This window comes from Streptomyces sp. NPDC091281, assembly GCF_044757425.1.
In the GTDB taxonomy this organism is placed as follows: domain Bacteria; phylum Actinomycetota; class Actinomycetes; order Streptomycetales; family Streptomycetaceae; genus Streptomyces.
Window position 1 is genome coordinate 531,384 of sequence record NZ_JBIVUY010000001.1, and the last position, 11,320, is coordinate 542,703.

General features: G+C 71.8%; 9 protein-coding genes. 3 read left to right on the forward strand and 6 right to left on the reverse strand.

The annotated features are described in order from the left end of the window. Nucleotides 1-14 precede the first annotated feature (14 nt). On the forward strand, nucleotides 15-1,202 hold the full coding sequence (locus tag ACIQPQ_RS02300) for a tachylectin-related carbohydrate-binding protein (RefSeq protein ID WP_401298595.1): 1,188 nt from the start codon (nucleotides 15-17) through the stop codon (nucleotides 1,200-1,202). Nucleotides 1,203-1,713: 511 nt separating this feature from the next. On the opposite strand, the gene ACIQPQ_RS02305 is transcribed toward ACIQPQ_RS02300, so the two are convergent. Together ACIQPQ_RS02305 and ACIQPQ_RS02310 are read right to left on the reverse strand one after the other, a co-directional pair. Continuing rightward, entirely contained in the window at nucleotides 1,714-2,979 is a 1,266-nt protein-coding gene (locus ACIQPQ_RS02305) for a CHAP domain-containing protein (protein WP_401298598.1), read from the reverse strand. 313 nt (nucleotides 2,980-3,292) lie between these two features. Then, nucleotides 3,293-4,090, reverse strand: a complete 798-nt coding sequence (locus tag ACIQPQ_RS02310) for an SAM-dependent methyltransferase (RefSeq protein WP_401298601.1) — start codon at nucleotides 4,088-4,090, stop codon at nucleotides 3,293-3,295. A gap of 158 nt (nucleotides 4,091-4,248) precedes the next feature. Here ACIQPQ_RS02310 and ACIQPQ_RS02315 point away from each other — a divergent pair, with 158 nt between their 5' ends. Together ACIQPQ_RS02315 and ACIQPQ_RS02320 are read left to right on the forward strand one after the other, a co-directional pair. After that, the gene (locus ACIQPQ_RS02315) at nucleotides 4,249-4,638 is read left to right on the forward strand and encodes a hypothetical protein (RefSeq protein ID WP_401298604.1); all 390 of its coding nucleotides are present in this window, start codon (nucleotides 4,249-4,251) and stop codon (nucleotides 4,636-4,638) included. A gap of 256 nt (nucleotides 4,639-4,894) precedes the next feature. Then, entirely contained in the window at nucleotides 4,895-5,845 is a 951-nt protein-coding gene (locus tag ACIQPQ_RS02320) for a M28 family metallopeptidase (RefSeq protein WP_401298607.1), read from the forward strand. Between the two features lie 81 nt (nucleotides 5,846-5,926). On the opposite strand, the gene ACIQPQ_RS02325 is transcribed toward ACIQPQ_RS02320, so the two are convergent. The 4 genes from ACIQPQ_RS02325 to ACIQPQ_RS02340 all read right to left on the reverse strand — a co-directional run bounded on the left by ACIQPQ_RS02325 (nucleotide 5,927) and on the right by ACIQPQ_RS02340 (nucleotide 11,309). After that, the gene (locus tag ACIQPQ_RS02325) at nucleotides 5,927-8,386 is read right to left on the reverse strand and encodes an AMP-binding protein (protein WP_401298610.1); all 2,460 of its coding nucleotides are present in this window, start codon (nucleotides 8,384-8,386) and stop codon (nucleotides 5,927-5,929) included. A 113-nt stretch (nucleotides 8,387-8,499) separates the two neighbouring features. Then, nucleotides 8,500-8,928 carry a nuclear transport factor 2 family protein gene (locus ACIQPQ_RS02330; protein WP_383776088.1) on the reverse strand — a complete coding sequence of 143 codons (429 nt, stop codon included), beginning with the start codon at nucleotides 8,926-8,928 and terminating at the stop codon, nucleotides 8,500-8,502. Nucleotides 8,929-8,986: 58 nt separating this feature from the next. Continuing rightward, nucleotides 8,987-10,300, reverse strand: coding sequence for a polyketide synthase (locus ACIQPQ_RS02335; protein ID WP_401298614.1), 1,314 nt, complete (start codon nucleotides 10,298-10,300; stop codon nucleotides 8,987-8,989). Next, nucleotides 10,293-11,309, reverse strand: a complete 1,017-nt coding sequence (locus ACIQPQ_RS02340; RefSeq protein WP_383776093.1) for a zinc-binding dehydrogenase — start codon at nucleotides 11,307-11,309, stop codon at nucleotides 10,293-10,295. The genes ACIQPQ_RS02335 and ACIQPQ_RS02340 overlap by 8 nt, the downstream gene beginning before the upstream one ends. Between the last annotated feature and the right edge of the window lie 11 nt (nucleotides 11,310-11,320).

Consider the following 11,320-nt stretch of genomic DNA (forward strand, 5'->3'; position numbering starts at 1 on the left):
AGGGGGACCCAGACATGAAGAACGTCCGCACGCACGGCCGCAGAGCAGCGGGAGTACTGACCGCAGGTGTGCTCGGCACCGGCCTCCTCACGGTCGCCGCGCCCACCGCCGAGGCAGCCACCACCTGCACGGGCTCGGTCAGCATCTACGGCGTCCTCGACGACGGCAGGCTGACGTACAGCAGCATCAACCCGGCCACCGGCAACCTCGCCAAGGTCCTCGTCGGCCCCGACCTCGGCTTCGAGGCGAAGGCCATGGCCACCCTGAACTTCAACACCGTGCTCGTCACGTCCACCTCCGGCGACCTCTACCGCGTCGACGTCAAGACCAACAAGACCAGCCTCGCCCTGCTCAGCGCGCCGGTGAAGATAGCCGACAGCGGCTGGACCCACGACAAGCTGACCTACGACGGCCACGGTCACCTCTACGGCACCACCTCCGCCGGACTGCTGCTCCGCTACAACGTGACCGAGGACAAGCCCGCCGGGTCCCAGCACATCGGCGCCCGCACCGAGATCGACACCGGATTCGTCCTCAAGACGCTCACCGCCACCGCCGACGACCGGCTGAGCGCCACCACCGAGGACGGACGCCTGCTCGACTACACGGTCTCCGGCGCCGGTTCCTGGAAGGGCAACACCCTCAAGACCTCCGGATGGTCCGGCTTCAACCAGCTCGTCTCGCCCGGCGGCGGCCTCTACTACGGCCGTCTCGCGACCGGCGCCATGTACTGGTACAAGGACGCCAACCCGACCGACGGTTCCGGCTCCGACATCTCCTACCACCTGGACGACCCGGTCAACACCAGTGGCTGGACGCAGAAGCTGCTCTCCGCGCAGCCGGGCACCTACTCCTGCACCACCACCACGGACACCGTCGACCGCAACGACATCGCCGAGGTCAAGGCGGCCGGGCGGCAGCTCATGAACAAGAAGGACTCGTCCTGGGCCACCTCCGCCCAGTGGTCCTGCCTGGAGAAGCTCTGGGACCACGAGAGCAACTGGCGCTGGAACGCCACCAATCCGTCCTCCGGGGCCTACGGCATTCCGCAGTCGCTGCCCGCCTCCAAGATGGATTCCGCGGGTGACGACTGGAAGGACAACCCGCTGACCCAGATCAAGTGGGGCCTCAGCTACATCGACGGCCGCTACGGGTCCCCCTGCGACGCCTGGGGCTTCTGGCAGGCCAACAACTGGTACTGACGCGGTCCTCCGGCCGACGCCGGATCGACTGAAGGGCGGCGCCCCCTCTCCACGAGGGGGCGCCGCCCTTTCGCGTGTCCGGGTTCGGGGCGAGCGGATCTATGAGCCATGGACCGGGCCGCTGGGGAGGCGTGCCGCTGGTCGGGGGCCGTCGTGGGGGTGCGCTGGTGGCCGGTGGCGGGTGGCCGTGGCCGTGGCTGTGGTTGGCGGTTGGCGGTGGGGACGGGGGCGGGCTTGGGTGTGGGCTCCCGGCCAAGGGCAGGGGAGACGGTTGCCAGGACGCCGGCACGCCAGCCTTCCCGTACGCCAGCACGCCCGTATGCCCGCCCTCCCGTACGCCGGTACCTGAGCACATCAGCCCTTCCGTACGCCGGGACGGGAGTAAGCCGGTACGAGAGTAAGTCGGTACGAGAGCAAGTCGGTACAGGAGTAGGGGGAGTACGTCAGTGCGTACGCCGAAGGGCCCCGCCGGATCGGCGGGGCCCTCTGGGAGTCGGGGGAGTGGTGCGGGTCAGTCGACGGGGGAGATGAAGCCCGCGACGTCACCGGCGTTGAGCGGGTTGTTGTTGGTCTTCCAGTTGTACGTGGTCTTCTTCACCTTGTCGCTCTCGTTGCCGCCGACGGTCGTGACGTAGTCGCCGTCGACCGCGACGACCAGGTTGACGTGGTTGGCGACACCGCCGCCGCTGTAGCCGTAGACCACCGCGTCGCCGACCTTGGGCGTGCTGTGCAGGGTGCCGTTGTTCTGGCCGTAGGTGTAGAGGCTGCCGGCCGCCGCGGTCACGCCGCTGGTCCTGACGCCCACGTTGGCCCACACGTAGCGGACGAACTCGGCGCACCAGGCGTTGTTGTAGTGGAAGTCGAAGTCGTAGAAGTTCTTGCCGACCTGGGCGTTGGCGACCTTGGCGATCTTCTGGCCGGTGGTGGCGGTGGGCGCCGGGGGCACGTAGGCGCAGTTGTCAGCGTAGGCGGACACCAGGGTCTGGGTCCAACCGGACGCGTCCACCGGGTCGTTGGTGTGGTAGGCGATGTCGGAGCCGTCGCCGTCGGTCGGGTCGACGTCGTGGTACCAGTACATGCCGCCGTTGGTGCGGCCGTAGTAGAGGCCGCCGCCGGGCGAGGCCAGCGCGTCGACCCCGGACCAGCCGTCGCTCTTCAGCGTGGCGCGGGTCCAGTCGCCGACCCCGTCGATCTTGTAGCTGTAGAGCTGGCCGCTCTGCGTGGAGGCGATGATGCGGTCGTCGCCCGCCGCGGCCAGCGTCTTGAGGACGAAGCCGGTGTCGATCACGACGTGCTGGCCGATGTGCGCGGAGCCCTGCGGCTTGGCCTGGGACACGACGTACTGGTGGAGCTGTCCCTCGACCGTGCCGTAGAGGTGACCGGCGCCGTCGTAGACCATCTTGTCGAAGGTCCAGCCGCCGCTCCAGATCTTCTCGACGCCGGCCAGGGCGAGGGCCGAGTTGTTGGTCTGGACGTCCACCCGGTACAGGTCGCCCGCGGTGGAGGTGACCAGCACGGTGTTGAAGTTGAGGGTCGCCATCGCCTTGGGCGTGAAGCCGAGGTCCGGGCCGATGAGGGTCTTCACCCGGTCGCCGGTGTTCGGCTCGATCTGCGTGTACGTCAGCCGGCCGTCCGCCAGGGTGCCGTAGATCGACACGTCGCCGGTGCACGAGGCGGCGGCCTGTGCGGTGCCACCGGTGACGGTGACGAGTCCGAGGGAGAGGGCGCCGACGGCGACGGCGGCGGAGGCGCGGCGGAGGGTGGTGGCCAGCTTCATGGTGATGCTCCTGCGGCATGGAAAACGGGAGGGCGTGAGCACGCCGCAGCCCCCGACAGCTGCCCTGCAGGTGCAGCTGTGAAGGTTCGTAGCGGTGTGGCGCCCGGTGACAGGAACTACTTTCGTCGCAGGTCAGAGCGGTGAGAAGAGAGACCGGCTGGACGCAAGCGTCCCTGGCCCGTTGCGTCCTGACAGGCCGTCGGGAGCACGACGAACGGTGCCCCGGGCGAGGGGGTTCCTCACGCCCGGGGCGCCGTTCGTGGTTGTGGTCGTCGACGTCGGGGACCGCTCCGGAGCAGGTCCGGGACGCGCGTCACACCGGTTTGCGGCCCACCGCGCCGTAGAAGCCGATCTGGGCGGAGCCGGGTGGGGGTGGGGTGTCGGGGTGCCAGAAGGGGACCTGGGTGAGGCCCGGGGGGAGGAGGTCGAAGCCGGTGAAGAGGGCTTCGACCTCGGGGCGGGTGCGGAGGTTGAGGGTGGCGGTGGCCTTGGAGTAGACGGCCTGGGCGTCCGTGCGGTCGGCGAAGTCGCCCGTGGCGTGGGAGAGGATCAGGTGGCTGCCGGGCGGCAGGGCGTCGCGGAGGGCGGCGACGATCCCGGCGGGCTTCTCCGCGTCGGTGAGGAAGTGCAGGACCGCGACGAGGAGCAGTGCCACCGGCTCGTCGAAGTCGATGACGCGGCGGATGTCGGGGTGGTCGACGATGCCCCGCGGATCGCGTATGTCGCCGAGGACGACGCTGGTCACGCCCGTGCCGCTGAGCAGGGCGTCGGCGTGCGCCTTCACGATGGGGTCGTTGTCGACGTACGCCACCCGGACGTCCGGCGCCACCTCGGCGGCCGTCTCGTGCACGTTGGGGGAGGTGGGGAGGCCGGTGCCGATGTCCAGGATCTGGCGTACGCCGGCGCGCACCACGTGGCGGACCGCGCGGCGCAGGAAGTCGCGGTTGGCGCGGACGCCGATCCTCGCCTCGGGGGCCGCGGCGACCAGCGCGTCGCCCGCCCGCTGGTCGACCTCGTAGTTGTCCTTGCCGCCCAGCAGGTAGTCGTAGATCCGCGCGGGATGCGGCCTGCTGGTGTCGATCAGCTCGGCGCGGACACCGTCCTCGCTCACGCTGCGCTCCTCTCGCCCGCCGCTCCGGTGTCCTGGCCCGGAGGCGGCCTGGCGACAGCCTGCCACATCAACGGGGGTGCGGGGGGTGAGGAGTTGGGGTGGCGGGGCAGGCGCAGGGGGTAGGGAGAGACGGCCGGGGTGGGCGGGAGGTGGCTGCGGTGACGGAACTGGCCCGCGGGGCGGTGGGGGAGCCCGGCGACTGGCTGTGGGCGCTGGCCGCGCTCGCGCTGTACGCCGTGATCAGCTACGGGCTGGAGTACCGGGCCCGGCTGCGGCGCGGGTCGCGGCATCCCGCGCGCGACGCGCTGCACGACCTGCGGGACCGGGAGGAGCCCCAGCGGGTCCGGGACCGGGTCGTCAGCCGGCTGATCATGCTGACGGGCGGCGCCCTCACGGGGCTGGTCGCCTGGCTCACCACCGGGGGCGCGCGGGTCGCCGCCGTCGCCTGCACCGCGATCCTCGCGGCGGTCCTGTGGGCCTGGTTCGACCACCGCACCGAGACGCGCGCCTTCACGGATTCCCCCTCCCGTGGAGTGGGTGAGCGTTAAATCGCGCCAATCCGGCCGGTGATCGCGGGCGTTATGCACGTCCCCGGAGAGTGTGCGCGCGGAGTGGCGTCGTATTTTCCGTGCGGGGGCGGGGGGAATGCGGCCGGGGGTAACCTGGCGTGAAAGGAACGTCCGCTTCGTTCCGGTTGTGAAAGGTGATGGCGTCGGTTCCGGGGGCGTGGAAGTATCCGGGATGCGCCGGGAATACTTCCGGCCACAGACGTCTCAAGCATCCGCCCGCAGAGGGGAATTCGCAGTGCCCTTCAAGTCCTCCCGCACCGCCGTCGTCGCCGTGTCCACCCTGTCCGCCCTGATGCTGGGCTCGACCGGGGTGCACGCCGAAACGCCTGCTCAGGCCGGTGCGGCGCCCGACATCCAGGTCGCCAAGGTGATGCGGCACCTGCACGCGCTCCAGCGGATCTCCGATGCCAACAACGGCAACCGCGCGCACGGCACGGCCGGTTATCTGGCCTCCGTCGCGTATGTCGAGAAAAAGCTGAAGGCCGCTGGATTCCGCACCTCCCGCCAGGAATTCGAGTTCGGCGGCAAGAAGAGCTGGAACCTTATCGCGGACTGGCCGCGCGGCGGCCGTTCCGGAAAGGTCCTGATGGTCGGCGCGCATCTCGACTCGGTGGACACCAGCCCCGGAATCAACGACAACGGATCGAGTGTCGCGGCCATTCTGGAGACCGCGCTCACCGTGTCCGCGAAGAAGGCCGTCCCGGACAAGCACCTCCGGTTCGCCTTCTGGGGCACCGAGGAGGAGACCTACATCGGGTCCACGCACTACGTGAACACCCTCCCGGCCGCCCAGCTCGCCAAGATCACCGCCTATCTGAACTTCGACATGATCGGCTCGCCGAACCCGGGCTACTTCGTCTACGACCAGAGCCCCGAGGTCGCCCGCCACTTCGACCGGTACTTCCGCGACAAGGGCATCCCCACCGAGCCCGCCACCGCGCTCAACGGCCGCAGCGACCACGAGCCGTTCCTCGCCAAGGGCGTCCCGGTCGGCGGCATCTTCACCGGGTCCGCCGAGGTCAAGACGCCCGAGCAGGTCGCCAAGTGGGGCGGCACCGCCGGTGAGGCCATGGACGTCTGCTACCACCAGGCCTGCGACACGCCCGCCAACATCAACCAGCCCGCCCTCGACGTCAACACCGACGCCGTCGCGGCGATGGTGTGGAAGCTCGGCGTGCGCGGATAGCCGCGCGGCCCGGCAGGGCCGGCAGGTCCGGCAGGGCCGGAAGGAGGGGGGCGGCGCCCGGTGGGGTGCCGCCCCCCTCGTTCACGTCCGCCCGCGGGTGCGCGGGCGGGACGCCAGGTGGGCCAGCCGGTCGCGGTCCACCTTGCCCGTGGGCCCCACCGGCAGGGCCGGGAGGACCAGGACGTGCTCGGGGAGCATGTAGCTGGGGAGGGTGCCGGTGAGGTGGCGGCGGACCGCGCCGCCGGTCACCGCCGGAGCCCCGGACGCGGGCTCCGCGCCGGCCCCGGCACCCGATCCCGACCCCGCCCCGGACCCCGATCCCGACCCCGGCTCGGACCCCGTCGCCACCGCCGCCACGATCTGCGGGCCGTCCTCGCCCCGCAGGGTCGTCACCGCGCAGTCCACGACGCCGGGCACCTGCCGCAGCGCGGCCAGCACCTCACCCAGCTCGATGCGGTAGCCGCGCACCTTGACCTGGTCGTCCTGGCGGCCCCGGAACTCCAGCCAGCCCTGCGGCATCCAGCGGGCCCGGTCGCCCGTCGCGTACATCCGCTCGCCCGGCAGCCCGCTCACCGTGTCCGCGGTGAACCGGGCCGCCGACAGCTCCGGGTCGCCGGTGTAGCCGTCGGCCACGACGACGCCCGCGATGTGCAGGTCGCCCTCGACGCCGATCGGGCACGGCTTGCGGTCGCCGTCGAGGACGTAGTAGCGGGCGTTGTGGATGGGGCGGCCGTACGGGATGCTCGTCCACTCCGGGTCGACCTCGCCGACGTCGAAGTGGTTGGACCAGATCGTCGCCTCGGTCGCGCCGCCCAGCGCCACCACGTGCGCGGCGGGGAAGCGGGACCGGACCCGGTCGGGGAGCGTCAGCGGGACCCAGTCGCCGCTGAGGAACACCAGCCGCAGGGAAGGGACTTGCTCCGGGGCCGCGACTCCGTCGGCGAAGGACATCACCATGCTGAGCGCGGCCGGGGCCGAGTCCCAGAAGGTGATGGGCTCGCCGAGCATGATCTCCATCAGTCGTTCCCCGTCGGCGAGTTCGGCGGGCGGCACCACGCGCAGGCTGGCACCCGCGGCGAGGACGCCGAGCAGGTCGTACACCGACAGGTCGAAGGTCAGCGCGGTGACCCACAGCAGGCAGTCGCGCGGGCCGACCTCGTAGGTGCCGTTGACCCACTGGATGACGTTCACCGCGCTGCGGTGGCGCACCGACACGCCCTTGGGCACGCCGGTGGAGCCCGAGGTGAAGATGACGTACGCCGTGTCGTCGGCGCCCGGGCCGCTCGGCAGGGGCAGCCCGGCCGCGTCCTCGACGTCGCTCCAGGTGCTGATCACCGGCCGGTACGACGCCTCGGGGCCGGTGGCGGCCAGCCGCAGGACCACGTCGTAGCGGTCCCGCAGGACCGGCGGCCAGGCGTCGCCGGTACGGCGGCGGACCTCCGCCCGTACCGGCAGGCCCAGTTGCTCGCCGAGCTGCTCGAACCAGGCGGCGGGCACCCGGAGATGGCCGCCGTCGCCGCCCTCCCCGCCCGGCTCGGCGAGGTCGGCGAGGACCACGGCCCCGCCGGGGACCACCGCGCCCAGCGCGTCCCGCAGCACCGACCGCAGGTACTCGAAGCCGGGGAAGAACTGCGCGACGCTCGCCAGGAACACGACGTCCGCGCCCGCCGGGGCGACCACGCGCCCCAGTTCGTCGGCGGGGGCGTGCACGAACCGCGCCCCCGGACCGGCCTCCGCCGCCGCCCGGTCCAGCGCCACCGACGACACGTCGACGCCGGTGTAGGCGGCCGTCCGCCCCGCCAGGGCGCCCGCGAGGAGGCCCGCGCCGCAGCCCACCTCGACCACCCGCGGTCCGGACCCGCCCGTGCCGGGACCGCCCGGCGCCGCACCGCCGGTGGCCGCGGCCGCCGTCAGCACGAGGTCGCGCACGTGCGTGACGTACGTGTCGACCTGCGCGGCGGAGATCCCGTCGGCGGGGTTCCGGTTGAAGCCGGAGGCGCGGGCCAGGTCCTCGTCCTCGGCGACGGTGTCCCAGAGCAGGCCTACCGCCTCCGTGTCCAGCGGGTCCGGGCTCGCCGCCCGCAGGTCCGTGCAGACCAGCCGCACATCGGTGCCCGCGAGGTGCCCGGACTCCTCCGCGCGGCGGGCCAGCGCGTGGCCGGTGACCAGCCACTCGATGCCCAACTGCCGTACAGGTGCGGCGATCCGGCTCGCGGGCCAGCGCGAGTCCAGCGGCACGTACGCGGCCCCCGAGCGGAGCACTCCCACGACGGCGAGGACGCTGTCGTAGGAGTTCTCGTGCAGGATGCCGACGAAGTCGCCGCGGCCCACGCCCTGTCCGGCGAGGAACCGGGCGAGCAGGCCCGAGTCGCTCCACAGCCGCCCGTACGTCCTGACCTCGCCGTCGCCGAGGCGGACGGCCGGCGCGTCCGGGGACTCCCGCACCCGCCGTTCGATCAGGTCGATCATGCTCACCCGGTCCTCGAACGGCGTCGCCGTGTCGTTCCATTCGGCCGGTGGCAGCTCCCAGGGCTCTGTCATGCGCCCTGCCTCCTTCAGCGGTTCACGGTCGGCGGTTCACGGTCTGTGGATCACCGTCGGTGGCTCGCGGACGAGGGCTCACGGTCGGTGATCCACCTTCTGCGGGAAGGAGTTCAGATGACGCGGCCGTACTTGGGGTTGTCGCGGTGGATGGTCCGCTCGCGGATGCGCAGCTCGCCGTCCACGCGGACCATGCGGTCCTCCACGCTGGAGGAGGAGAAGAAGCGCACCGAGTCCTCGGTGTCGGTCTGCGTGACCAGGGAGTAGTAGGTCACGCGCAGACCGTCGTCCTCGGCGGTCTCGATGAGGAAGTGGTCGAACCAGTGCCGGGTGACCAGCCCCTCGTACATCGGGAGCATGCTCTTCATCTTGACGCGCATCGCGTCGCGGCCCTCGACCTTCTCGCCGCGGTGCGGGTGGGCGACCGAGCCGTCCTCGGTGAAGGTGGCGGTGAACTGCTCGATGTCCAGGTCGTCCAGGACGCGCATCTGGCGGGCGTAGAAGTTCTTGACCTCGATGTACAGGTCGGCGGTGACGGACATGCGGAACTCCCTGTTCGGTGACTCGGTTGACGGTGTGTCGGAAAGCGTCGGAAAGTGTTCAGACAGCGGGTGCTTCCTCCAGGACGAGGAAGGCGTTGGTGCCGCCCACGCCGGCCGACATCAGTCCGGCCGTGCGGGGGCGGCTGTTCACGGGCCACGGGCGGCCCTCGGGGAGGATGCCGAAGCGGGCGCCCCGGCCGGTGAACTCCTCGATGGGATCGGCCGTGTTGGGGGTCGCGGGCAGATACCCGTGGTCGAGGGCGAGGCAGGTCTTGATCAGCGCGGCCATCCCGGCGGCCGTGTCGCAGTGGCCGACGGAGGCCTTCACCGAGCCGACCGCGAGCGGCGGCCCCTCGGTGCCGAGCGCCTCGATCAGCGCGGTCGCCTCGATCTGGTCGTTGAGCGGGATGCCGACGCCGTGCGTCTCGACGTAGTCGAGGTCGGCGCCGGTCAGACCAGCCGCGTCCAGGGCGCGCCGCACCGCGCGGACCTTGCCGTCCACGCCGGGGATGACGAAACCGGCCTTGGCGCGGCCGTCGTTGGTGACGGAGCTGCCCCGGATCACGGCGTGGACGGGGTCGCCGTCGCGGCGGGCGTCGGCCAGGCGCCGCAGCAGCACCGCGCCCGAACCGTCGCCCGGTACGACGCCGTTGTGCCGCCGGTCGAAGGGGCGCACGATGCCCTCGGTCGAGTAGATGCTGCGCGGGGTGCGGACGTAGGAGCCGTCGGCGTCCTCCTGGACGGCGACCGCGCCCGCGAGCGCGTAGTCGCAGGTGTGCAACCGCAGGCTCTGGCAGGCCAGATGGACCGCCACCGCGGAGGTCGCGCACGCCGAGTCCAGCATCACGGACTCGCCCCACAGGTCCTGGAGGTAGGAGAAGTACGGTCCGGCGAAGGTCGGGTCGACGTGCACGACGTCGTCGAACGCGGCCCGCGGCACGTGCTTGGTGCGGGCGCATCCCGCGTACACGGCCGTGCGGTCGGCGATCGCGGAGAGCCGCAGCCCGGCGTCCTCGGCGGCCTGCCACAGCGACTCCTGGAGCATGCCGTGCTGCGGGTCCAGGCCCTCGACGCCGACCAGCGCGGCGTCGTAGCGGTCCCGGTGCGGGGCGACGCCCCAGGAGTGGACGCGCAGCCGGTCGCCGCCGAGGTCCTCCACCACCGGCACGGGCTCACGCCGGAAGCAGTCGCGGCCCGCGACCAGGTTGGCCCAGAACGCCGCCGTGTCCGGGGCGTCCGCGAACCGGCCGCCGACCCCGATGACGGCGATCGGGTCGTCCACCGGTCCGGACACCGCACCCGACGCCGACGCGGACAGCGGCTCGGGTGCACCGGGCGACGGGCCGGTGCCGGGGGAGCGCGGCTCAGTCAAAGCTGATCGCCACCTTCACCACGTCGTCCTGCCGGGTGTGCGCCAACTCGACGGCGTCGGCGATGTTCTTGATGTCCAGGGTGTGGGTGATGTGGTCGTCGACCTTGATCAGCCCGTCCCCGATGAGGTCCAGCGCCGTACGGAACGACACCAGTCCCGGCTCCAGTTGGGCCCCGCCCACGGCGTGGATCAACTGGGCGTTGCGCACGAAGAGATGGGCGTACGGGATGCTCATGTCGTACTCCTCCGGCATCCCGAAGAAGCCCAGCCGGCCCTGCTGGCCGACCATCCGCATGGCGTGCGTCCGCGCCCCGTCGGTGCCCGCCGCCTCCACCACGAGGTCGGCGCCCCGGCCGCCGGTGACCTCCATGACGACTTCCTCGGCGCTCTGGCCCGGCACCAGCACGGTCGCGTCGGCGCCGAGCGAGCGGGCCACCGCCAGCCGCCCCGGCTCCTGGTCCACCGCGACGACCTTCTCGAAGCCGCGGTGGCGCAGCGTCTGGAGGAACAGCAGGCCCGCCGAGCCGACGCCGACCACGGCGGCCGTGCGGCCCTCGGGGACCGGCTCGGGCCAGAACCGCTTCAGCGCGAACACGACCGTGCCGAGCTGCTGCGCCATGAGGTGCGTCGACGGGGCTGCCGCACCCCGCTTCAGCGGCAGCAGGAAGCGGTCGCCGATGGTCTGGTAGCGGGCGAACGACGCCATATAGGCGTGGTTGGGCACGGTGAGCACCAGGTCGCCGGGCGTGAAGCGGGCCGAGCGGCTCTCGACGACCTCGCCGACGCCCTCGTGGCCGGGGTAGCCCGCCGGGCAGGGGTAGGGGTGGTCGCGCATGTCCCGGAAGAACGGGGACTCGGCGCGGACCCGGTGCACGTCACTGCCGCAGATCGCGGCCAGCGTGTTGCGGACCAGCACCTCGTCCTCGGCCAGGTCGCGGAACGCGACCTCCTCCACCTCCAGTCGCCCGGGTGCGACGAGAACGGCGGCTTCGCCACGTACGTGCGGCATGCGGACCTTCC

What these genes read in the sequence shown, in the direction of transcription:
- ACIQPQ_RS02325 (WP_401298610.1), bottom strand. Translation starts at nt 8,386, where the DNA reads ATGACAGAGCCCTGGGAGCTGCCACCGGCCGAATGGAACGACACGGCG.
- ACIQPQ_RS02340 (WP_383776093.1), bottom strand. Translation starts at nt 11,309, where the DNA reads ATGCCGCACGTACGTGGCGAAGCCGCCGTTCTCGTCGCACCCGGGCGA.
- ACIQPQ_RS02330 (WP_383776088.1), bottom strand. Translation starts at nt 8,928, where the DNA reads ATGTCCGTCACCGCCGACCTGTACATCGAGGTCAAGAACTTCTACGCC.
- ACIQPQ_RS02300 (WP_401298595.1), top strand. Translation starts at nt 15, where the DNA reads ATGAAGAACGTCCGCACGCACGGCCGCAGAGCAGCGGGAGTACTGACC.
- ACIQPQ_RS02305 (WP_401298598.1), bottom strand. Translation starts at nt 2,979, where the DNA reads ATGAAGCTGGCCACCACCCTCCGCCGCGCCTCCGCCGCCGTCGCCGTC.